The sequence below is a fragment of the Sulfuricystis thermophila genome (genome assembly GCF_004323595.1).
Taxonomy (GTDB): Bacteria; Pseudomonadota; Gammaproteobacteria; order Burkholderiales; family Rhodocyclaceae; genus Sulfuricystis; species Sulfuricystis thermophila.
In genome coordinates, this window is sequence record NZ_AP019373.1 from 2,027,663 (window position 1) to 2,051,356 (window position 23,694).

Annotated in this window: 18 protein-coding genes; 7 read left to right on the forward strand and 11 right to left on the reverse strand. The window is 64.1% G+C overall.

Annotated elements, in window-relative coordinates:
- The first annotated feature begins 33 nt into the window (after positions 1-33).
- Complete coding sequence (locus tag M52SOB_RS10285; RefSeq protein ID WP_131111723.1) at positions 34-1,263, forward strand: YeeE/YedE thiosulfate transporter family protein; 1,230 nt, start codon at positions 34-36, stop codon at positions 1,261-1,263.
- A gap of 56 nt (positions 1,264-1,319) precedes the next feature.
- On the opposite strand, the gene M52SOB_RS10290 is transcribed toward M52SOB_RS10285, so the two are convergent.
- Together M52SOB_RS10290 and M52SOB_RS10295 are read right to left on the reverse strand one after the other, a co-directional pair.
- Entirely contained in the window at positions 1,320-2,918 is a 1,599-nt protein-coding gene (locus tag M52SOB_RS10290; protein ID WP_131111724.1) for a phosphoethanolamine transferase, read from the reverse strand.
- A gap of 20 nt (positions 2,919-2,938) precedes the next feature.
- Positions 2,939-3,790 carry a ferredoxin reductase domain-containing protein gene (locus M52SOB_RS10295; protein WP_131111725.1) on the reverse strand — a complete coding sequence of 284 codons (852 nt, stop codon included), beginning with the start codon at positions 3,788-3,790 and terminating at the stop codon, positions 2,939-2,941.
- Between the two features lie 44 nt (positions 3,791-3,834).
- Here M52SOB_RS10295 and M52SOB_RS10300 point away from each other — a divergent pair, with 44 nt between their 5' ends.
- From M52SOB_RS10300 to M52SOB_RS10315, 4 genes are all read left to right on the forward strand, one after another.
- The gene (locus M52SOB_RS10300) at positions 3,835-5,013 is read left to right on the forward strand and encodes an iron-containing alcohol dehydrogenase (protein WP_131111726.1); all 1,179 of its coding nucleotides are present in this window, start codon (positions 3,835-3,837) and stop codon (positions 5,011-5,013) included.
- A gap of 2 nt (positions 5,014-5,015) precedes the next feature.
- A complete protein-coding gene (locus M52SOB_RS10305) occupies positions 5,016-6,089 on the forward strand; it encodes a carboxysome shell carbonic anhydrase domain-containg protein (RefSeq protein ID WP_172601815.1) in 1,074 nt (357 codons plus the stop codon).
- Between the two features lie 126 nt (positions 6,090-6,215).
- A complete protein-coding gene (locus M52SOB_RS10310; protein WP_131111728.1) occupies positions 6,216-6,977 on the forward strand; it encodes a substrate-binding periplasmic protein in 762 nt (253 codons plus the stop codon).
- The gene (locus M52SOB_RS10315) at positions 6,974-9,322 is read left to right on the forward strand and encodes a bifunctional diguanylate cyclase/phosphodiesterase (protein WP_131111729.1); all 2,349 of its coding nucleotides are present in this window, start codon (positions 6,974-6,976) and stop codon (positions 9,320-9,322) included. The genes M52SOB_RS10310 and M52SOB_RS10315 overlap by 4 nt, the downstream gene beginning before the upstream one ends.
- A 148-nt stretch (positions 9,323-9,470) precedes the next feature.
- Here M52SOB_RS10315 and M52SOB_RS10320 read toward each other — a convergent pair whose 3' ends face one another.
- From M52SOB_RS10320 to M52SOB_RS10360, 9 genes are read right to left on the reverse strand one after another with little or no spacing between them, the layout of a single operon-like run.
- Complete coding sequence (locus M52SOB_RS10320; RefSeq protein ID WP_131111730.1) at positions 9,471-9,995, reverse strand: NADH-quinone oxidoreductase subunit B family protein; 525 nt, start codon at positions 9,993-9,995, stop codon at positions 9,471-9,473.
- On the reverse strand, positions 9,995-11,554 hold the full coding sequence (locus M52SOB_RS10325; protein ID WP_131111731.1) for a hydrogenase large subunit: 1,560 nt from the start codon (positions 11,552-11,554) through the stop codon (positions 9,995-9,997). Before M52SOB_RS10325 ends, M52SOB_RS10320 begins: the two co-directional genes overlap by 1 nt.
- A gap of 6 nt (positions 11,555-11,560) precedes the next feature.
- Positions 11,561-13,012: a hydrogenase 4 subunit F gene (locus M52SOB_RS10330; protein WP_131111732.1), complete on the reverse strand. Its 1,452-nt coding sequence runs from the start codon at positions 13,010-13,012 to the stop codon at positions 11,561-11,563.
- Positions 13,012-13,680: a formate hydrogenlyase gene (locus M52SOB_RS10335; protein ID WP_172601816.1), complete on the reverse strand. Its 669-nt coding sequence runs from the start codon at positions 13,678-13,680 to the stop codon at positions 13,012-13,014. The genes M52SOB_RS10330 and M52SOB_RS10335 overlap by 1 nt, the downstream gene beginning before the upstream one ends.
- Positions 13,677-14,639: a respiratory chain complex I subunit 1 family protein gene (locus tag M52SOB_RS10340; RefSeq protein WP_284155072.1), complete on the reverse strand. Its 963-nt coding sequence runs from the start codon at positions 14,637-14,639 to the stop codon at positions 13,677-13,679. The genes M52SOB_RS10335 and M52SOB_RS10340 overlap by 4 nt, the downstream gene beginning before the upstream one ends.
- Positions 14,636-16,636: a hydrogenase 4 subunit B gene (hyfB, locus tag M52SOB_RS10345; protein WP_131111733.1), complete on the reverse strand. Its 2,001-nt coding sequence runs from the start codon at positions 16,634-16,636 to the stop codon at positions 14,636-14,638. The genes M52SOB_RS10340 and hyfB overlap by 4 nt, the downstream gene beginning before the upstream one ends.
- Positions 16,637-16,646: 10 nt before the next feature.
- The gene (locus tag M52SOB_RS10350; protein ID WP_131111734.1) at positions 16,647-17,207 is read right to left on the reverse strand and encodes an LbetaH domain-containing protein; all 561 of its coding nucleotides are present in this window, start codon (positions 17,205-17,207) and stop codon (positions 16,647-16,649) included.
- 28 nt (positions 17,208-17,235) lie between these two features.
- Positions 17,236-19,179: an SLC13 family permease gene (locus M52SOB_RS10355; RefSeq protein ID WP_131111735.1), complete on the reverse strand. Its 1,944-nt coding sequence runs from the start codon at positions 19,177-19,179 to the stop codon at positions 17,236-17,238.
- A 48-nt stretch (positions 19,180-19,227) separates the two neighbouring features.
- A complete protein-coding gene (locus M52SOB_RS10360; protein WP_131111736.1) occupies positions 19,228-21,363 on the reverse strand; it encodes a SulP family inorganic anion transporter in 2,136 nt (711 codons plus the stop codon).
- 128 nt (positions 21,364-21,491) lie between these two features.
- Between M52SOB_RS10360 and M52SOB_RS10365 the strand changes: the two genes are divergently transcribed.
- Entirely contained in the window at positions 21,492-21,758 is a 267-nt protein-coding gene (locus M52SOB_RS10365; protein WP_131111737.1) for a hypothetical protein, read from the forward strand.
- A 3-nt stretch (positions 21,759-21,761) separates the two neighbouring features.
- Positions 21,762-23,693: a TSUP family transporter gene (locus M52SOB_RS10370; protein WP_131111738.1), complete on the forward strand. Its 1,932-nt coding sequence runs from the start codon at positions 21,762-21,764 to the stop codon at positions 23,691-23,693.
- Position 23,694: the final 1 nt, after the last annotated feature.

Genomic DNA, 23,694 nt, shown 5'->3' on the forward strand with positions numbered 1-23,694 from the left:
TTCAATCATTCCGATGTCAGGGAGCAATCGTCCATGAGTAACTGGCTCGCCGGCTTCAAGGCCGACTACGAGAAGATCTTCGTCGAGGAATGGTCGCATTACCTCGGTGCCATCCTGCTGATCATGATCATCCTGGCGATGATGGTCAACGGCACGGTATGGGGCGTGTTTGGCGGCGTGCGCTACTGGGGCGACCGGATCAACGGCCTCATCGGTCTCGCCCCGCTGCTGGAGATCCAGGTGCCCGAAGAAGGTCTGCTGACCCACCGCATGTCGCTGATGAACATCATGCTGCTGATCGGCGCCTTCACCGCCGCGCTGATGTCACGGCAGTTCCAGGTGAACCGACCGCCCAAACTCGAATATCTCTGGGCGGCGCTCGGTGGCATGCTGATGGGCATCGGCGCCTCGTTCGCTGGTGGCTGCACCACCGGTGCTTTCTTCAATCCGGTCGTGCATTCTTCTCCCTCCGGCTGGATCATGGCCGGCGGCCTGATGATCGGCGCAGTGATCGGCCTCAAGCTGCTGCTGTGGACGCTCGAACACATCAGCTGGGGCATGGAGGCCCCGCCGACGCTCAACGCTCCCGCTGGGCTGGTGAAAAACTATCCGCTGCTCGGTTTCCTGATCATCGCCGGCATCGTCGTCTGGTCCTACAACTGGTATCACTCCGATGACCGCATCTGGGCGAGCCGCGCGGTGATCGTCGTGCTCGGCTTCGCGATCGGTTTCGTGATGCACCGGGCACGGCTGTGCTTCGCCCGCGCCTTCCGCGAGCCCTTCATGACCGCCGAAGGCGACATGACGAAGGCGATCATCCTCGCCCTGGCGATCGGCATCCCGATCGCCGCCTTCCTGTTCCAGCGCAAGGTCATCGATCCGTTCTCGGCCATCCCGGCGTCGTTCTGGATCGGCTCGCTGATTGGTGGCGTGATCTTCGGCATCGGCATGGTGTTCGCCGGTGGCTGCGCCTCCGGATCGCTGTGGCGCATGGGCGAAGGCCACCTGAAGCTGTGGGTGGCGATGCTGTTCTTCGCCTGGATGGGCTCGACCGCCAGCGCGATCCTGAAGATGAGCGGGCTGACACGTTCGATCCCGGACAACGACGCCGACTTCGAAATCACCGCCGTGGGTTATCAGGCCTACTGGCCGGACATGCTCGGCGGCTGGGCGCCGACGCTGCTACTTGCTGGCATCCTGCTATTCGTCTGGTATGCCCTGGTTCGCTACAACGAATCGACTGAGAAATTCACGGTCTTGTGAATAGCAAGTGCTGGCTGACACAGCGACAGACCCGCCGCGCCAGGCGCGGCGGTCTCTCACCAGTCACCCTTGCGTGCGCCGGTCAGGATATCGAGTTCCGGCCGGTAAATCGCCGTCTCGATCTCGAAGAAGCCAAGCACGGTGTGGAACAGATGATCGTGGCTGTAGGGCTGGTTGTGCTTCGCGCGCAGCGCTGCGACATCCACTTCGTGATGCCGGCCGCCGAACCACATCAGCGCCGGTACGTGTAATTGCGCTTTTGGCGCGATCGCGCGCGGCAGACCATGCAACCAGGTGCCGCCTTCGCCGAGCGATTCGCCATGATCGCTGACGTAGAACAGCGCGGTTTCGAAGCGATCGCTGTTGCGCTTGAGCAGTTCGATGGTCTTGGCAAGAAAATAATCGGTGTAGAGCAGCGCATTGTCGTAGGCATTGATGATCTCCTCTGCCGTGCACTGGCTCAAATCGTTGTTCTGGCAGGTCGGCTTGAAGCGCTCGAAGGCGGGCGGATAGCGCTTGTAATAGGCCGGGCCGTGGTTGCCCATCTGATGCAGCACGATCAGGATGTCGCCTGCCGGATGGCTGTCGATGTAGGCCTGCAGCGGCACGAGCATGCCTTCGTCGCGACATTCGACATCGCAGACAGTATTCACCGCGGGCGACTTGAAGTCCTGGTAGGGAACGCGCAGCGCGACCCCCTTCGAGTCGGAATTGTTGTCGAGCCAGAGCACGGCAACGCCAGCGCGCTGCACGACATCGAGCAGGCTTTCCTGGCCTTCCGCCTTGCCGTTGCTGCCATTGACCGAAAACATGCAGGGCACGGACACTGCCGTCGAAGTGCCGCAGGCATGGAAGTCTCCGAAACTGACGACCCCGGGCTCCTGCTTCAGCAGTGGATTGGTCTCGCGTGCGTAGCCGTTGAGCGAGAAGTGATCCGCCCGTGCGGTCTCACCCACGACCAGGATCACCAGTTCGCGGTGCGGATCGGCACGTGGGATACGCGCATCGAGGCCGATCGGCTGAATGGTCTTGTCCGCCGGCGAGGCGAAACGGCCACGCGCATACTTGACGACCGAATAGAGCGGAAAGGCCGGGTTCGCATACGAGCGCAGCGGCTTGTGTTCGCGCACGAACGAGGCATAGAAGCCACCGAACAGCAGCACCGGCACGACGATCGCCAACAGCATCACACCGAGCAGCTTGAGCCGTGCCACGAGTTCGACACGCCAGCCGCGCCAGACGAGGCGTACTCGGCCGACCAGCCAGGCCGGCACGATGCCGAGTCCGACGAAATAAGCGAGCAGGCGGAAATTGAAGAGATCGCGTGCCTCGGCCGGATTCGTCTGTACGACGTTCTGCAGCATCTCGTCGTTGATGACGACACCGTAACTGTCCATGAAATAAGCCGTCAGTGCCGAGATGAGCAGCAGGACGATCAGCACCGGCTTGGTCGCCCGGCCGAACGCGAATGGCGCCACCAAGAGCACGCTCACCGCAGCGAAGGCGAGCACCAGCGACATTAATGCCGGCAGCATGGCCGGTGCCGTGCCGTAGGTCTTCAGCACGTTGCCGAAGAAACTGAAATTGTCGACGCCGATCACCCAGCCGGTGACCAGCAACAGCAACGCATTGCCGGTCAGGCCACGGGCTGACATCCCTGCTTTGCGTGCCACCGTCAGTAGAGCACCTCGTACCAGCGGCCGGATGCCTTGATCTGGTCACGCACCGCCTGCCAGCGAGCCGCCGAACCCGCCGCAGCGACGAGCGCCTTTTCCACCTGCGGCCAAAGCCGATCGACACCGGCGAGATACAGGTGGGTTTCAGGCTGCTGGAGCATTTCCCAGACTTCCGCGGCATTTTGGGCGATCGCCCTGTCGAGCTCGATCGGCGCATCCAGCGCCGGGCGCGGGCTGACGGCTTTGAAAGCCTTGAAGGTGGGCTGATGGACGTATTGGGCCAGATCCTTGTTTTCGTCGTTCATGTAGAGCATGTCCAAGCCGGTCTTTGCCCCATAGAACAGCCGCACCTTGCCTTCCCAGCTGCCGTAAAGCTCGTAGAGGGTGCGAATCAAGGCGCGGAACGGCGCGATGCCCGTGCCCATGCCGATCATCAGGATACCCGCCTTGCGATCGACCGGCAGCGCGAACGGATAGCCGACCGGGCCCTGGAATTCGACTGTCGCGCCAGGCTTGAGATCGCACAGATAGTTGCTGGCAACGCCTGGATAGCGTTCGCCGTTGAACTCGTCGATGTAGTCATGGCGTTTGACGCAGAGGGAGAATTCCACACCCTCGTCGCGCTCGACCGGGGCATCGGCCACCAAGTAGAGGCGCGCATGATGGACATTGCCAAACTGGCCCGGCGCAAGAATACGGATGCATTGACCGAGCCGAGGCGCAAAATCCGCGTCGCCACAGTGAAAGACGAGATGCCGCACCTCCTCCGGCATTTGTTCCGGGGTGAGGCGGTCGGAACGCACCAGGGTGGCACGCCGGATCAAGTGGATCGAGGCTTCGTCGCCGGACATCGTTGACTCTCATTGCTGGAAAGAATTGGCAGGATAATACGCGAATGCTTCCCGCCTTCTCCATCGGCCGTCTGCCGCGGATCGAGTTCGGCAGCGGCGCCCTGCAAAAAGTTCCCGGCATCGCCGCCAATTTCGGCCAGCGCCTGCTCATCGTCACGGGGAAGCAGAGCTTCCTCGCCTCTCCACATGCGCCGCCGCTCTTCGAAGCCCTACGCCAGCGCGGCTGCACATGGGAAACCGTTCATGTCGCAGGCGAGCCCACCGTGGCGTTCATCGATGCCACCGTCGGCCAGCTGCGCGGTGAAGATTTCGCCGCGGTGATCGGTATCGGCGGCGGATCCGTGCTCGACGCCGCGAAGGCGATCGCAGGACTCCTCAAACCCGGCAACTCGGTACTCGACCATCTCGAAGGCGTCGGCCCCGAGTTGCCCTACCGCGGCCCGGCCACGCCCTTCATCGCCGTGCCCACGACCGCCGGCACCGGCTCGGAAGTGACGAAGAACGCCGTGATCGGCGAGCCGGGCAAATTCAAGAAATCCTTCCGCGACGAGCAGCTGGTGGCCGCCTGGGCAGTCGTCGATCCGGACCTACTCGCCAGCTGCTCACCAAAGCTCATCGCCGCCGATGGCATGGATGCCTTCACCCAGCTCCTGGAGAGCTTCGTCTCGCGGCGTGCGAATCCACTCACCGACGCACTGGCGAGGAGCGGCATCATGGCGGTGAAGGACGGCCTGCTGCCCTTTTACCGCGATCCGCAGAACGCCGCGGCACGGGAAAAGATGGCTTATGCCGCGCTCGTTTCCGGCATTTGCCTCGCCAATACCGGGCTGGGCGCGGTGCATGGGCTGGCCGCGCCCCTGGGGGCCTTCTTTCCGATTCCACATGGTCTGGCGTGCGGCACCTTGCTGGCGACGACGACGGCGGTCAATATCGACGCGCTGAAACAACGCGCGCCCGACAGCCCGGCGCTGCCGAAATATGCCGAAATCGGCCGGCGCTTCGCGATGCAGAAGGGCCTGAACGGCGACGCTGCCCGCGCCTTCCTGATCGACACCCTGCAGCAATGGGAGCGCGAGCTCGACCTGCCACGGCTGTCGGCGTGCCGTGTCACCAGCGCCGACTTGCCACGCATCGTCGCCAACTGCCGCGGCAGCAGCATGCAGACCAACCCGGTCGAACTGAGCGATGACGAAATCACCCACATCCTGCAAGAAAGGCTCTGATCATGGCCATCCACCGTCGCCCGATTCAGGAACGCATCGACTGGTTGTACGATCTTGCCGATCGCCACAGCACGAGCTTTTCCAGTCCCGAGGCATGGCTGGCGCGGCAACGCTATCTGGCCGAACATCCGACCGCCATCGCGGTGTTCAAATGTATGGATGGACGGGTGAATATCCCGGTGGTCACCAACACGCCGGTCGGCATCCTGATGCCATTCCGCAATCTCGGCGGCCGCTTCGACCTGGGCTGGCCGCATCTGGGCGAAGTGCTAGCCAGCCATGTCCAGCGCGTGGTGAGCAGCGGACGGCGCGTGCTGCTGATCATCAACTATCACTTTTCGCAAGGCGATCCGCGCCGTGGCTGTGCCGGCTTCGATTACGACACGTCCGCAGCGTTTGCCCATACATTGGAAATCCAGCAACAGGTCGAAACCATCTTTGGCGCTGCCCACGGGACGGTCTATCCCCTCGTCATCGGCTTGGAAACCGATGAGGATGCCCTGATCATCCATGGCCGCGACGGCGAAAGCCTGGAACTCGCCAAGCTTTCAGCCGACGAACGCGCCACGCTCGATCTCCGTCTGGCAAAGTTACTACCGGACATGCCGGCGCAAATGCGCGCCGACCTGTTGCCGCTGCTTCACGGCAATCTCGAACACATCGACGAGGTGCGCGAGCAAATCCGCCGCAACGAGCGGATGCTCGACATCGAACACCGTGAATGGATGATCTGTCTCGGTCGCGGCTTCGACTTCCTGCACACACCGAACGTTGCGCTGATCATCGGCCCCTACAGCCCGAATCTCGCCGAGCCGATCCACCGCGCCGCCGGCATCATCGAATCGAACATGGTTGCCGGCCGTATCCCGGACGATGGCCTATTGCTGCTCGCGTCCGTCCCTTATGACGAAATCGGCGTCGATCGGGCGCGCGCCGAGGTAAAAAGCCGCTTCCTCACTCGCTTCGCCACCGACGTGATCCGGCGCGAATTCCCCGCGCTGGCCGACAAGATGACGATCCACACCGCCGTGCTCGACTGGCGCTCGCGGCGGCTGGAGATCATCGGCACGCAATAAATCGGCGCTGACGGGACGGCACGCCCCGTCGAATACAACTGCCGAAAACAGGGTAATTACGGCAAAATGCGCAGCACGCGTCCGCCACCCCGCTAGCCGCCACGCCTCAAGACAAGAATTCACGCCATGACCGACAGAGCCATGACCCGCCATACAGAATGGCTACGGGCTGCCCAACTAGCCTTGCTGGCCCTGTGGATGGGCACATCTCCTGCGCTGCACGCCGAGCCCCTTCGCCTCAACAGCGGCGTGCGGGCACCCTACTTCCAGCCTGACAAGACGGGCTTCATCGACCGGCTCGTCCCCGAAGTCTTCCGCCGCCTCGGCATCGAGGCCGAGGCGGTGCAGTACGCCGCCTCAGAGCGTGCCATGATCAATGCCAACAACGGCGTCGATGACGGCCTCGTGCTGCGCATCCGCGGCCTCGAGAAGAACTACCCCAATCTGGTCATCATCGACGAGAAGATCATCGACAACGACTTCGTCGCCTATACCAGGAAGGCCAGATTTGCCACTACGAGCTTCGCCGCCCTGAAGGGCCGCCAGGTCGGTTTCATCAACGGCTGGAAGATCTTCGAGACGAACATTCCTGGCGACGTCTCGGTAACGAAGGTGCAGGAGGCAACTCAGCTCTTCAAACTGCTCGAGCAGGATCGTGTCGACGTCGTGCTCTACGAGCGTTGGCAGGGCAACCAGATCCTCAGGGAAAGCGGTATCCGGGCGCAAGTGCTGGAACCGCCGCTCGCCACCCGCGAGATGTTCATGTACCTGCACAAGAAGCACGCCCATCTGGCCGGGCCGGCCGCGCAGGCACTGCGGGCGATGAAGGCCGACGGCACCTGGCAGCGCATCGCCGCCGAGAGCCTGCCAGGTTTCACGGCGCGATGAGTCATCAGGGCTTCGCACACGGCGGGCACCGTCTCGCCCGTCGCCTGGTGCTGCTGACGCTGCTGGCCAGCGGCCTGATCGCGACCTTTATCACCCTGGCGCAGATCTATCTCGAATACGACCGCGAGATGGCCGAGATCGAGGGCCGATTCAGCGAAATCGAGACCGCCTACCTGCCGAGCATCAAGCAGGGGCTGTGGGTGATGGATCGCCCTGCGCTGCAGACGCTCGCCGATGGCATTCGCAAGCTGCCCGATTTCGAATACGCGATGATCCAGGACGAGAACGGGATCGTCGCGCAAAGCGGCAACCCGCCGCAGGATCGCCGATTATCACGGCGCTTCGAGATCACCTACGACTACCGCGGCGCTACCCAACAGATCGGCACGCTTGAAGTGACCGCCTCGAATGCCGGCCCGGTGACGCGTGCCTGGCAGCGGCTGTGGCTGACACTGATCCTCAACAGCTTCAAGGCCGCGCTGGTGGCCACGCTGCTGCTGCTGTTCGTCCAGCGCATGATCACCACGCCGGTCGAACGCATCCATGAGCATACCCGCCGCATGGCGGCGGGCCAGCTCGGCGAGCCGCTGCGCATCGAGACCCGCTTCCCATCCACCCCGAACGACGAGATCCACGAACTGGCACAGGCCGTCGATACGATGCGCGAGAGCCTGCGTCAGCGCAATGCCGAACTGGAGCTGGCCGCGGGCGTGTTCTCGCATGCCTTCGAGGGCATCATGATCACCGATGCCGAGGGCGTCATCCTGTCGGTGAACCCGGCTTTCACCGCCATCACCGGCTATGCGCCGGAGGAAGCCATCGGCAAGACGCCACGCCTACTGCACTCTGACCACCAGGACGAGTATTTCTACCGCGACATGTGGGCCAAGCTGTCGCTGACCGGCGAATGGCGCGGCGAACTGTGGAACCGCCACAAGGACGGCCACGCCTACCTGCAATGGACCAGTATCACCACGATCTACGATGCCGAGGGAACCCCCTATCGCCGCATCGCCGTGATGACCGACATCACGGAAGAGCGGCGCAACGAAGAACGCATCCGCCACCAGGCGTTCCACGACGCGCTGACCGGCTTGCCGAACCGCACGCTGCTGCAAAACCGCCTCGAGCACGCGATAAAGTCCGCCAGTCGCGGCGGCGAGCGACTCGCCCTGCTGTTCATCGACCTCGACCGCTTCAAGGTGATCAACGACAGCCTCGGCCATCTGGTCGGCGATCAGCTGCTCAAGAAAGCGGCGCAGCGCATGGCGCAATGCGTACGAGCCGGCGACACGGTGGCCCGCCTCGGCGGCGACGAATTCGTCATCCTCGCGCCGATCAATGACAGCTCGGATGCCACACAGATCGCCGAGAAGATCATCCACGAGGTCGCCCAGCCATTCGACCTCCAGGCGCAGACGCTGTATGTCGGCGCGAGTGTCGGTATCAGCGTGTACCCGGAGGATGGTAGCGATGCCGCCACCCTGCTGCGCAACGCTGACGTCGCCATGTATGCATCCAAGCAGGCCGGCCGAGGCACGCTACGCTTCTTCGACACCGGCATGAACGAGCGCGCCCAGCAGCGCCTGAGGATCGAGGCTGCCCTGCGGCGCGCCATCACCGCACAGGAATTCGAGCTCTATTACCAGACCAAGATCTGCCTGAAGGACGGACGGCACTGCGGCATGGAGGCGCTGATCCGCTGGAATGATCCGGAACTGGGCCTCGTGTCGCCGGTCGACTTCATCCCACTGGCAGAGGAAACCGGCCTGATCGTGCAGATCGGCGACTGGGTGCTCGATGCCGCCTGCGCCCAGATGCGCCGATGGCTCGACGGTGGCCACATCGCCGGACCGGTCGCCGTGAATGTCTCGGCGCTGCAGCTCAACGACGCCGGGTTCGCATCCCGTGTCGTCGACATCCTGCGGCGCCACGGCCTCAATGGCTGCCACCTGCAGATCGAAGTAACCGAATCGACCGTGATGGCCAATCCGGAGCAGGCGATCCGTGCCCTCAGCCGGCTCGCCGCCCTCGGCATCAGCATCGCTGTCGACGACTTCGGCACCGGCTATTCGAGTTTCAGCCACCTCAAGCGCCTGCCGATCAACATCCTCAAGATCGACCGCACCTTCGTCAATGACATCGGCAAGAGAAGCGAGGACGAGCAGATCGTCACCGCAATCATCCAGGTCGCGCACGCTCTCAGGTTGCAGGTCGTCGCGGAGGGTGTCGAGACACAGGAACAGGCGGCGTTCCTCGCCGGTCTCGGCTGCCATTACGGCCAGGGCTACCTCTACGCGAAGCCTCTGCCGCTCGCCGAGTTCGAAAAACTGGTGACCGTCTGAAGCGCACGCCAGTATGTCTTTGGCTTTAGCTCAGCGCGGCCGCGCACGCGCCTCTCTCCATCAGCGTTCGCGCTGGAAGAACTCGACGCATTGCTGGCGGATCGTCGGGTAGTCGTCAGCGCCGACTTCTGAAGGACTTGCCGTCCCGTCAGCGCCGATTTTTGGCGACAGCGGCGAGAATGCCACGCATTAGATCAATGGGCGTCGGCGGGCAGCCGGGCACCTTGACATCGACGGGGATGACCGCCTCGACCGGGCCGACCGTTGCATAGTTCGGGCCGAAGAGCCGACCGATCTCGCCGCAGCCGCAACCGCAATCGCCGACGGCGACGACCAGCTTCGGGTCGGGCGTGCACTCATAGGCGATCTTCAGCGCGTTCTCCATGTTCTTCGTCACCGGGCCGGTGACCAGCAACATGTCGGCGTGTCGGGGGCTGGCGACGAACTTGATGCCGCGCCCTTCGAGGTTGTAGTAGGGATTGTTGAGCGCGTGGATCTCCAGCTCACAGGCATTGCAGGAGCCGGCATCGACCTCGCGGATCGTCAGCGCACGGCCGAGGATGCGCAGCACCTCATCCTGCAGGCGGTCGATTTCGCGTCGCATGTCGCCTACCTCAGGCGTAGGCTCGCTGACGATGCCGGTCTTGGCGATACGTTTGAGGAGCGCGAGCATCAGATGTCCTGCCCCGAATAGGAGAGATTGAACGATTTGTTGATGAGCGGGAAATCCGGCACGATGTCGCGCAAGACCGCATGTTCGAGCGCCGGCCACGCCTGCCAGGAAGGATCGTGCGGATGGCAGCGGGCGATCCGGCCATCGGGGCCCAATTGCACGCCGACGATCACTTCGCCACGCCAGCCCTCGACGATACCGACGCCGGCTGCGCCCGGAACCGGGCTGACGGTGCACCGCGTCTCACCGTCCGGCAAATCGGCGCCAAGCAGGCGGATCAGCCGCAGCGATTCGTAGATTTCGGCGAAGCGCACCGCGGCGCGCGCCGCGACATCGCCGGTTTCGGCCGTCGCTGGCCGCACGGCCAGCTTGTTCCAGGGGGGAGGCGGCTCATAGCCGTGACGATGACATCGCGCATCGAGCAGCATGCCCGTGGCGCGCGCCGCCATGCCGGACAGGGAGAGCTCCTGCGCCAGCGCCGTGTCGATCGGCCCGGTGGTGAGAAAGCGATCCTGCAGGCCCGAATGCGCGTCGTAAATGCGCTGCAGTTCCTTGACCGCACGCCCGATCTCGTCGCACTGCGCGACGAGGGCGGCGATTTTCGCGGCATCGACATCGACCGCCACGCCGCCCGGCACGATGGTATCCATCAGGAAACGGTGGCCGAACACCTCGGCATTGAGGCGTACCCAGTCTTCCTTGAGGCGGAAGAACTGCGACAGACCAAAGGCCAGCGCGGCATCGTTGCCGAGCGCACCGAGATCGCCCAGATGGTTGGCGATACGCTCGCGCTCGAGCAGCAGCGCGCGAATGGCCAAGGCGCGCGGCGGCGGCGTCACGGCACAAGCCGCCTCGATCGCATCGGCATAGGCCCAGGCGAAGGCGCAGGTCGAATCTCCCGAGACACGGCCGACCAGCTTTGCGCCAACGGCAAAGTCGGCGCCGGCGAGACGGCACTCGATGCCCTTGTGCTGGTAGCCGAGACGCTGTTCGAGACGCAACACGCGCTCGCCGACCACGGTGAAGCGGAAGTGGCCCGGTTCGATGATGCCGGCATGGATGGGGCCGACCGGAATTTCGTGTGCCCCCTCACCACCGACCCTGACGAAATCGTAATCGGTCGGCTGGTTTTCCCAGGGCGGCGGGTCACCCGCGTCATGACGCAGCGGGAACCAATCGGCGGGCCAGCCGCCATGCCGCAGCCAGGGACGCTGATCCTCGCCGTCGTGACGGATGCCGACCAGGTCAAAGGTGGCGCGCTGCATGCGGTTTGCCGCCGCGAAGATGCCGGAGAGGTCGGGATAGACCGGATTGTCGGCAGGCAGATCGAGCGTCAGATACTGCCAGCCTTCTGCCAGGGCGAATACCGCATGAACCCGAAAGCCGGCGCCATGGGCGCGTTCATCACTGCCCCACAGCGCGCACAGCCGCCCCTCGTGACGATGCACGGAGATCGCGAAACGCAGCCAGTCTTCGGCATCGGCGGCACGACCGCGCCAGACTGGCGCGCCGCTGCCCGGCTGACGCTCGAATTCGATCGGTTCGGCATGAAAACGCATGATGCTTCACCCGAGCATGCGCGCGGCCTCCTGGAACCAGCGCGTCAGATACGGCGGAATCCACAGCCCCATCATCAGCGCCAGCCCGAGATGGACGAACACCGGCGTGATGGCGGGCGCGTGCGGCAGAGGCTTGGCCTCGGATTCGCCGAACACCATCGGATGCACCTTGGCGAAGATCGAGGCGAATGCCACCCCCAGACCGAGCAGCAGGAAGGGCGTGGCCCAGGGATGGAACTTCATCGCATGGGTGAGGATCATGAACTCGCTGGCGAAGACCCCGAAGGGGGGCATGCCAAGGATGGCGAGCGTGCCGAGCATCAGCCCCCAACCGATCAGCGGGTTGATGCGCTTCAAGCCACGGATGTCCTCCATCATCTGCGTGCCGCATTTCTGCGCGGCGTGGCCGACGGCGAAGAAGATCGCCGACTTGACCAGCGAATGCATCGTCATGTGCAGGAAGCCGGCGAAGCTCGCCACCGGGCCGCCCATGCCGAAGGCGAAGGTGATGATGCCCATGTGCTCGATCGACGAATAGGCGAACATGCGCTTGACATCACGCTGACGGCCGAGGAAGAAGGCGGCGGCGAGCAGTGTGAAGATGCCGAAGCCCATCATCAGGTTGCCGGCGAAATCGCTGTGCAGCGCGCCGTCGGCCAGCACCTTGCAGCGCAGGATGGCGTAGAGGGCGACATTGAGCAGCAGGCCGGAGAGCACCGCGGAGACCGGCGTTGGGCCTTCGGCGTGGGCATCGGGCAGCCAGTTGTGCATCGGCGCCAACCCCACCTTGGTGCCGTAGCCGACCAGCAGAAAGATGAACGCGATCACCATGATGGTCGGATCGAGCTGGCCCTTGACATCGACGAGATGCGTCCATAACAGCGCGGTGCCCGTCTCGCCGAGCACACGCTCCGCCGCGAAATAGAGCAGGATGGTGCCGAACAGGGCCTGGGCGATGCCGACGCCGCAAAGGATGAAATATTTCCACGCCGCCTCGAGCGAGGCCGGTGTGCGGTAGAGCGAGACGAGCAGCACGGTGGTCAGCGTCGCTGCTTCCATCGCCACCCAGAGGATACCAAGATTGTTGGTGGTGAGCGCCACCAGCATCGTGCACATGAAGAGCTGATACATGCTCTTGTAGAGCCGCAGCCGCGCCGGCGTGAGCTTGCCGTGCGAGCGGTCGTTCTTCATGTAAGGATCGGAAAAGATCGCCGTCGTCATGCCGACGAAGGCAGTCAGCGTGACGAAGAAGACATTCATCGAGTCGATGAAGAATTGCTCGCCAAAGGCAAAGCGCGGGCCGCCGGCGACGATTTCGGCCGTCAGCCCGGCGGCGGAGAGAAAGGTCGCGGCGCTGGCCAGCACATTGATGTGTGGCGCCCATTCACGCTCGCCGGCGAAGGACAGCAGGATGCCGGCGACGAGCGGGATGACCAGGGTCAGGATAAAGAAATCCATCAGCGTTCCTTGAGCTGCTCCATGTGATGGATGTCGAGGCTGTCGAACTGGTCGCGGATCTGGAAGAAGAACACGCCGAGGATGATCATGCCGACCAAGACGTCGAGCGCGATGCCGAGCTCGACCACCATCGGCATGCCGTAGGTGGCGGAAGTCGCGGCAAGGAAGAGACCGTTTTCCATCGCCAGGAAGCCGACCACCTGGGTGATCGCCTTCCTGCGCGTGATCATCATCAAGAAGGCGAGCATCACCGTCGCCAGCGCGATGCCGAGGGTACCGCGCGCGATGGTGGCAGACAGCTGCGAGATCGGCGAAGCGACATTGAAGGCGATGACGACCAGGCCGAGGCCGATCAGCATCGTCGTCGGAATGTTGATCAGCCCCTCGACCTCGCCCTTGATGTGCAGCTTTCTCACCAAGCGATGCAATATCCAGGGCAGCAGAATGACCTTCAGCCCCAGCGTCAGCCCCGCCGAATAGAACAGATGGTGCTGTCCGGTCTTGAACGCCATCACCAGTGACGACAGAAACAGCGCGAAACCCTGCAGGGCGAACAGGTCGATCAACTGGATGACGCGGCGCTGCGCCAGCATCGCGAAACCGAGCAGCAGGATCACCGCGGCCAGCAGGTTGATCAGCTGGGCGTAGAGAGGCACGGCGGCGGTCATACCCGGCTCTCCAGCAGCAGACGCACCAAGAGGCCGAGCACCGCCAGCAGGAAAGCGGTGCCGAGGAATTCCGGCGCGCGGAAGATGCGCATCTTGGCGTTGATCGTCTCGATCAGCGCGACGACGGCGCCGCCGATCGTCAGTTTGAGGATCAGGACCGGCAATGCGGCGATCATGGCCAGCAGGTTGTCACGCTCGGCGATGCCCCACGGGAAGAACAGCGCCAGTCCGAGGCAGGAGTAGGCGTAGAGCTTGAGGCTCGCCGCCCATTCGAGCAGCGCCAGATGCCGCCCTGAATATTCGAGGATCATCGCCTCGTGGATCATGGTCAGTTCGAGGTGGGTGGCCGGGTTGTCCACCGGCACGCGCGCGTTCTCGGCGAAGGACACCATCGTGAAGGCGAGGCCGGCGAAAGCGATCGACGGGTAGATCACCAGTTCGCGATGCGCCAGCGTCTCGACGATGGTCGTCACCGAAGTGGACTGGGCGATCATCGCCATCGTGAAAATCACCATCAACAGCGCCGGTTCGGCGAGGAAGCCGATCAGCATCTCGCGCCGGCCGCCCAGCGTACCGAACGAGGTGCCGACGTCCATGCCGGCCAGGGCGATGAAGATGCGCGCCAGGCCAAACACACCGACCAGCGCCAGCGCGTCGGCGGCCGGCGCGAATGGCAGGTCGGTCGACAGGCTGGGGATGATCGCGCAGGCGAGCACCATGCAGCCGAAGATGATGAAGGGCGCAAAACGGAACAGCGCCGATGCGCCATGAGCCAACACCACGTCCTTATGAAACAGCTTGTGCAGCATGCGGTAGGGCTGCAGCAGGGGGGGCGCCTTGCGGTTCTGTAACCAGGCGCGGCACTGGTTCACCCAGCCGGTCAATAGCGGCGCCAGCGCCAGCGCCAGCACGATCGCGAACAATTGACCGAAGACGCCCGTCCAACTCAAGCTCATCATGGCCTGGCCACCAGCAACAAAAGAATGAGGGTCACGAAGCTGTACATCAGATAAAAGGCGATGCGGCCACCCTGGAGACGGGTGATCAGAGCGGAAACGGCATTGGCCAGGCGCGCGATCGGCAAATAAAGCCAGTACCAGAAGTGATCCTCGACCTTGACCGTATAGATCGGCTGGCGGTCGCGAATGCTCGGAAAATGCCGGGTCATGCGGAACATCGGTTCGAAGATGCGGCGGATCGGCTGCGAAAAGCCCTCGGCCGTATCCTGCGCGCGCGGCCCCTGGAAGTGATAGCCGCAATCCCAGGCCGGCGAGCGACGCACGCGGCCGTGATACAGCGTCCTGACGAGCCAGCGGCCCAACAGCAGCGTCGCCACGATCGTCGCGAGGAACAACACCGGCGCATAGCTGGCGCGCTCCGGCGAAATCGGCGCCAGCAGCCACCAGCCGGATTCGGTCACGCGCTCGGCGAGCCCCTTGCCGAGCAGTTGGCGCGTCGCGGCGTCGAGTTTCAGAATGATGGTGCTGGGCAGCACGCCGAGCGCCAGCGTCAGCCCCATCAGCCAGACGAGGCCCACCTTTTCCAGCGGACCGGCGTCATGCGCATCCTTCAGACCGGGCTCGCGCATCTGGCCGAGGAAGATGATGCCGTAGAACTTGACCAGGGCGAAGCCGGCCAGGGCGGCGGTGAGCGCCACGGCCGCCGCGGCGACCGGCACGATCATGTTGAGCCAGGAATGCGGCAGGCCGGGCGAGAACAGGAAGGCCTGCAGCAACAGCCATTCCGAGACGAAACCAGACAGGGGCGGCAGGCCGGCGCCGGCAATCACGCCGGCGAGCGCCAGCCAGGCCACCCAGGGCATGCGGTGGATCAGTCCGCCGAGCTTGCCGAGGCTACGCTCCTTGGTGGCATGCAGCACCGAACCGGTGCAGAGAAACAGCAGGCTCTTGAAGCCGGCATGGGCAAGACAGTGAAACAGCACCGCGGTGAGCGACAGGGCGGCCAGCGCCTCCATCTTGTAGGAATGGAACAACAGCGTCAGACCGATACCGACCGCCAGCAAGCCGATGTTCTCGATCGACGAATAGGCGAGCAGCCGTTTCATGTCCGACTGCACGGTGGCGTAGAGCACGCCGAACATCGCCGTGGCCAGACCGACGCCCAGCGCGACGACCCCCCACCACCACTGGGTCATGCCGACCAGATCGAAGCCGACACGCAGCAGGCCGTAGATCGCCGTCTTCAGCATCACCCCGCTCATCAGCGCGGAGACCGGCGACGGCGCCGCCGGGTGCGCCTCCGGCAGCCAGACATGGACGGGCAGCAGACCTGCCTTGGCACCAAACCCAAACAACGCCAGCAGGAAGGCGATCGACGCCCAGAACGGCGAAAGGTGTTGCGCACGCATGCCGGCAAACGTGTAATCACCGGCACCGCCGGTCATCACACCGAACGAGAGCAGGATCGCGATCGCGCCGACGTGGGCGACGAGCAGATAGAGGAAGCCTGCGCGGCGGATCGCCTCGTGCTTGTGATCGGTGGTCACCAGCAGGAATGAGGACAGCGCCATCGTTTCCCAGGCCACCATGAAGGCGTAGGCATCGTCCGCCAACAGCACCATCAGCATGCTGGCCAGGAACACGTGATATTCCAGACACAGGGCACCGAGGTTGATGCCATGATCATGGCTGAAATAGCCTGCGGCGTAAAGCGAGATGCCGGCCGACACCAAGCCGAGCAGCAGCAGGAAGACCGCGGCGAGGTTGTCGAGGCGCAGGTGGAACGGTAGTCCGGGCAGGCCGATGACCAGCTCGGCGGTCTGGGCCGGCCCGCCGAGCGAGCCGAGGCCGACGAAGCCGGCCGCGAGGCCGACGAGGGCGCCCAGCGGGAACAGCGTCTTGGCAACGAAGCGCATGTTGCGCGGCGCCGCGAGCCCCGCCAGCCCGATCGCCAGCCACAGACAGGCAGCGATCAAGAGCGCGTCGATGGCGAGCATGGCGAATCGATCAGAATTCGTTGCGGATACGGTTGTACCCTTGCACCAAGGAGAGATTCGCCATCACCACGCTTTCGGAAAAACTCGTCGCGTCGCCGGTGACGCGCTGGATGTTGGCGAGATCGGCATCCGAATGGACGTTGGTCGTCGAGGGGATGTAGAAGCCCGGCGGCACATGGCAGCCTTCGACCACCGAATTGTGGCGCACGACCGAGCCATCGCCCACCGTGCAGTTGAACAGCACCGAGTTGAAGCCGATGAAGACGTTGTCGCCGACCGTGCACGGCCCATGGACGATGGAACGGTGCGCGATCGAAGTCGCACGGCCGATCGTCACCCCGCCGCCGGCCTTGCAGTGGATCACCACGCCATCTTGGATGTTGGAGCCGGCCTTGATGACGATCGGCTCCATCTCGCCCTTTTCATCCACCTCGTCGGCACGGATCACCGCGTAGGGGCCGATGAAGACGTTTTCCTCGACGATCACCTTGCCGCACAAAATCGCGGTCGGATCGACGAAGGCGGATTCATGGACGATGGGCAGGTGCCCGCTGGGGTTTTTGCGAATCATGACTCAAAAAAACTAATTCTAATCCTCTTCAAAAAACGATGTTGAGCATCACCATCAGCACCGTGATGAACAGCACGGTCATGATGCCGCCGGCGCGCATGTAGTCGGCGACGCGATAGCCGCCCGGCCCCATCAGCAGCGCATTGACCTGGTGGGTGGGCAGGAAGAAGGAGTTCGAGGTCGCGAGCGCCACGGTGAGCGCGAACACCGCCGGATTGGCGCCGGCGCCGATCGCGATATTCACCGCCAGCGGCACCAACAGCACGGTGGCGCCGACGTTGGACATCACCAGCGTGAAGAACGTGGCCAGCACCGCGATGGCCAGCTGGATCACCCACACCGGTGTGCCGCCGAGCAGCGTCAGCGTCTGCTCGGCGATCCATCTCGCCGTGCCGCTCGTCTCCACCGCCAGGCCGAGGGGAATCAGGCTCGCGAGCAGGAACACCGACTTCCAGCTCACCGCCCGGTAAGCTTCCTCGATGTTGAGCACCCGCGTCAGGATCATGCCGATCGCGCCGGTCATCAGGGCGACCGAGAGCGTGATCTTGGAGAAGAGGATCAGGCCGAGTGCGATGCCGAAGCAGATCAACGCCGCCCTGACCTTGTGCGGCCGCAGCTCTTCGTGCGGGTATTCGGTGGTGACGACGACGAAGTTGCGGTCTTTCTCGATGTGCGCGAGCGCCGCCCAGGGCGTGTGCACGATCAGCGCATCACCGGCCTGGAACGGCAGGTCGCGAATGCCATCGCCCTCGCGGAGCGTCTGCCCCGCGCGATGCAGCGCGACCAGTGCAAGGCCATAGGTTTTTCTCAACCAGACGTCGCGCGCACTCTTGCCGATCAGATCCGAGCCGGGCGGGATGACCACTTCGGCGATGCCGGCCTTGTTGGGCGCCAGCGTATCGGCAAAGGCGACGAGTTCGGGCCGGAAAACCAGCCCATGCTCGGCGGCAAAGGCATCGAGTTTCTCCGGCGCACCCAACACCCCCAGCACGCTGCCGGCCTCGATGGCGACGTCGCGCGCCACGCCGCCAGGACCGATGCGCAGATCGTCTGCACCGCGCAGCATGGCGATGACGCGCAGCCGCCAGGGCTTTTCGATCTCTTCGAGCGTCTTGCCGACCAAGGGACTGCCCGCCGGCACCTCGACCTCGCGCAAGGCGTAATCGAGGCCATAGAGCTCGCGGTAGTAATCCATGGCGCTCGTGCCGCTGGTCATGTCCTCTTCGGCCTTGCCCGGCAGCACGTAACGGCCGGCGAGCACGAAATAGACGATGCCGGAAGCGAGCAGCGCCAGCCCGATCGGCGTGACGGTGAACAATGGCCAGGTCTGCATCTGCTGATCCGGCGGCAACGCCTTGTTCGAGGCAAGGATCAGGTCATTGAGAAGAATCAACGGGGACGAGCCGACCATCGTGATGGTGCCGCCGAGGATCGCGCAAAAACCCATCGGCATCAACAAGCGCGACATCGGCAACCCCGTGCGCGCCGAGATGCGCGCGACCACCGGCAGGAAGAGCGCCGCCGCACCGACGTTCTGCATGAAGCTGGAAATGAAGCCGACCGTGCCGGAAATGGCCGGAATGATGCGCGCTTCGGTACGACCGGCGACGCGCAGGATGAAGCCGGCCACCTGACCCATCAGGCCGGTCTTGTCGAGCCCTGCGCCGATGATCATCACCGCGATGATCGACACCACCGCGTTGCCGGAAAAGCCGCGGAACAGCTCCGCCCCCGGCACCAGCGGACGGGCAAGCCCGAGCCAATCGTGAAAGTGGCTCACCAGGCCGAGGATCACCATCACCGTCACGGCGGCGACATCGACACCGACCACCTCGAACGCGAACAGATAGACGGTCAGCATCAGGATGCCGAACGCGACGGCGATTTCACGCGACGGCACGACGTTGGCGACGACGAGCCAGACGAGGAAAAACAGCACTGCGGCAATGATGGACTTGAGATTTTTCTTCATGGGATCACACTCGAAGTGGAAAATCGGCGCTGGCAGGACGGCACCGGTTCACGAGGCAGGGCGCAACAGCGTGCCGGCGGTCTCGATGCCGGCTGCGGCGGCGCGGCGGTAGGCTTCCTCGATCGCGGCATCGGCAGTGCCGAAGACGTTTTCGGCGCCGATCGCGTCCATCAGCCCGGTGGCTTGCATCACATCGCGCACCTGCTTCTTGAGGCCGCCGAAGAGCAGCGTCACGCCATTGGCGCGCAGGCGTTCGACGAGATGGTGGATCACCTCTTCGCCCGAGGCATCGAGCTCGTTGATCGCATCGCCGACGACGATCAGGTATTTCATCCGTGGATGCTCGGCCACCGCTTCGAGCACCGCATCCTCGAACCAGGCGACGTTGGCGAAATAGAGCCGTCCGTCGAAGCGCACCGCGACCACCGTTTTCGATTCCGGCAGACCGGCTACCCGGATGTCGCGCAGCGTGCCGTCGGGATGGCGACCGAGAACGGCGACGCGCGGCGTCATCGTGCGGTAGAGGAACAGGCCGATGGCCAGACCGGCGCCGATCAGGATGCCCTTGTCGAGATGTGGCGCCACGGCAAGGGTGGCGACGAAGGTGACGATCGCCGCGATGCCGTCGTGCCGACTCGCCTGCCAGGCGTGTTTGATCGCCGCGAAATTGACGAGCCCCACCACGGCCATGATGATCACCGCCGCCAGGGTCGCCTGCGGCAAGTGATAAAGCAATGGCGTCAGGAACAGCAGCGTGAGCAGCACGAACAGCGCGGTAAACACCGAGGACATGCCGGTCGCGGCGCCGGCGTTGAGATTGACCGCCGAACGCGAAAACGAGCCGGACACCGGAAAGGCCTGCGTCAGGCTGCCGACGATGTTGGAGAGCCCCTGACCGACCAGCTCCTGGTTCGGATCGAGCCGCTGTTTGGTCTTCGCCGCCATCGCCTTGGCGATCGAGATCGCTTCCATGAAGCCGACCAGCGAGATGACGATCGCCGTCGTGAGCAGCGTGCCGAGCATTTCCCAATTCATCTTCGGCAGCGCAAACGACGGCAAGCCCTCGGGAATCTTGCCGACCACCTGGCCGCCGCCGGAGAGTTTCACCTCGCCCTTCTCGCCATGCACGCCGCGCACGATGCGCCAGCGCAGACCATCGCCCGTCTCGCCCGGCGGCACCTGGCCATGCGGATGAAAGCGCACCGTGCCATCGGCAGCCATGCCGCGCTCGAAAACGAAGGTGCGCAGCGCACGGCTGCGCCGGCGGTTTTCCTCCTCGCGGTCCTTGATCTGCAGACGCAACAGTTCGATCTCGTAATTGAGCTCGACGCGTTGCGCCGCCGTCTCATGCGCCGCCTTGTCGAGCGCCTTCAACGCCGCTGATTTATCGAGCAGCCGGGCATTGAGTTCATGGGTGCGCGTCTCGGCCTGCCGGTACTCTTCGAGCAGCAACCGCACCCGCTCGTCAGCAATCGCCTCGACGGACACGGCGGCCGTCTTCTCGAAGCCGATCCACCAAGAAAGCGAGGTCGCCAGCACCACGGCGATCAAGACGCCCGGCCATTTCGGCGCGAAATGGCGAAAGCCCCAGATGACCGCCAATGACCCCAGACCCATCGCCAGCGTCGGCCAGTGGGTGTCGCCGACGAGCTGCAGCACGCCCCAGATGTCGGCCAGGAAGGATTCCGAGCGGCCCATCGGCACGCCAAAGAGTTTGTTCAACTGCGACAGGCCGATGATGATCGCCGCGGCGTTGGTGAAGCCGACGATCACCGGGTGCGAGAGGAAATTCACCACCACGCCGAGCTTGAAGACGCCCAGGACGAGCTGCACCAGACCCACCAACAGCGCGAGCATCACCGCCAAGGCGATGAACTGCTCCGACCCTGGCGCGGCAAAAGGAGCGAGCGAGGAGGCGGTGAGCAGGGAGACTACCGCGACGGGGCCCGTGGCGAGCTGGTTCGAGGAACCCCACAGCGCCGCTACCGCGACTGGCAGGAAGGCCGCATACAGACCGTAATAGGCTGGCAGGCCCGCCAGTTGCGCGTAGGCCATCGACTGCGGCACCAGCACGAGGGCGACCGTCAGGCCGGCAATGAAATCGGCGCGCAGCGTTGGGCCGCCATAGGGCAGCCAGCGCAGGAAAGGCAGGAAGCGTTGCAGGCGAGGATGGGCACTCAGCATGTCACGAATCTCTTCACGCTTGCTTCACGAAGCCAGTGATATTACTCATGCCAGCCGACGTGAGGTTTCGAGGCTGTTTATCCGGCGATCAGCAGCACCGATCGCCATTTTCATAGCGAGGTCTTGCCATGATTCACGACAGGCGCCTATGGGCGAAGACGATTTTCTGGGGCGCCCTCACTGCCTTCCTCTACGCCTTGCTGTTCATCGAATCCGAACGCGTGATCGAACTCTCGCGCACGGCCCGCGAACACCCTTGGCATGTCCTGGTGCCCATCGCCATCGCTTTTGCCATTTCCTTCACACATGGTGCCTTCACCGGCCTGTTTTGGGAGGTCATGGGGCTGAAAGCGGCGTCCAAGGCGAAAACGCCGCAAACGGCTGGGCAGGAGTGAATCATGGAACAACTCCAGTTCATCGAGCTCAATGCCGCGACGGTCTTCCTGCTCGTCCTGATCGGCTTCATCGGCGGCATGGTCTCTGGCTTCATCGGCTCCGGCGGGGCCTTCGTGCTGACGCCGGCGATGATGTCGCTGGGCGCGCCGACGATGGTGGCGGTGGCCTCGAACATCTGCCACAAGTTCCCCAAGGCGCTGGTCGGCGCGGTCAAGCGCCACAAATATGGCCAAGTCGACGTCAAGCTCGGCGTGCTCCTTGGCGTTTTCGCCGAGTCCGGCATGCTTTATGGCAAGCACGTAATGACCTCGATCAAGCAGAGCTTCGGCTCCGCCGGTACCGATCTCTATGTCTCGGTCGTCTTCATCGTCGTGCTGGCGATCGTCGGCGCCTATGTGCTGCGCGACTACCGGCGGCTCAAGCGGCTCGATCAGGAGGGCATCTTGCCTGCAAGCGAAGAGACGTCCAAGCTTGCCCGCTGGGTGCAAGCGATCCGCGTCCCCGGCACGATGGTTTATTTTCCGAGCGCCAAGGCCGAACTCTCCTTGCTTTTCGTCATTCCGATCGGCTTTTTCACCGGCATGCTCGCCGCGACGATCGCCGTCGGCGGATTCATCGGCGTGCCGGCGATGATCTATCTGCTCGGTGTGCCGGCGCTGATGGCCTCGGCCACCGAGCTCGTCGTCGCCTTCGTGATGGGCCTGGGCGGCACGATCTTCTACGGTCTCGAAGGCGCGGTCGACGTGCGCCTGTCGATGCTGATCCTGCTCGGCTCGCTATTCGGCATCCAGCTCGGCGCGATCGGCACCACCTACGTCAAGGATTACCAGGTCAAGCGGGTGATGGCGGTGATCATGCTCACCGTGCTGTTTTCACGCTTTTTTTACCTGCCCGGCTATCTTTCCGAACTCGCCCTGATCGAGAAGCTTTCCCATGAGACGGTCGGGACGCTGAAAACGCTGGGCGACTCGGTGCTCGCCGTGGCCTTGATTCTCGGCGCGGTGACCGTGCTCACCTCGCTCACCCGCGGCATTGCCGAACACCGCAAACTCGAGATGCAGCGCGAGCTCGAAACCAGCCTTGCCCGTCTCGCCCCCACGGCCGCAGCGATCGAACCGGCCGCCCCCCTCGGTCGCATCCTCGTCGCCAGCGATGATTCAGAGTACAGCCGTGGCGCGCTGACGACGGCCGACGCGCTGGCCCAGACACTGAATGCCGAGTTGCTGGTGGTGGCGGTGGCGGTGGTCAATCCGGAATATGCCACGGCGGTGCCCGAGCTGCGCGCCACCGCCCTCGAAAAAGCGACGAGAGCGGCAGAGAGAGGACTGGAACAGACGCACAGCAGCAAACGCGGCAAGCTCATCGTCGAGGCCGATGATCCTTACCGCGGCATCGTCGAGGCTGCCGAGGAGGCACGCGCCGACCTGATCGCGATCGGCCGCCGTGGCAAGCGGGGGCTGGCGCGCGACCTGATCGGGGACGCCACCGCCAAGGTGATCGGCCATGCCAGCGCGCCGGTGCTGGTTTGTCCGCGCGGCGCGCGTTTCGCCGACGGCCCGCTGCTCGCCGCCACCGACGGCTCACGCCATGGCGATGCGGCGGCCTGGTTTGCCGGCAAGCTGGCCGAACGGCTCGGCCGCGAGCTGATCGTCGTTTCCGCCGTGCTGCCCGACCAAACCGATGCGCGCCGACGCGAGGCGGTCGCCGCCGTCGAGCGCGTCGAGACGGCATTCCAGGGCACGCTGCCGAAGGTGAGAGGGATCGTCGCCAGCGGTCGCGCGCATGAAGCGATCCTCGAGGCGATGCGGCAGCACGAAGCGGCGCTCGTCGTCATCGGCAGCCATGGACGCACCGGCATCGAGCGCCTGCTCATGGGCTCGGTGGCCGAACGGGTGATCGGCTTCGCCGACCGGCCGGTGCTAGTCGTACGGTGAA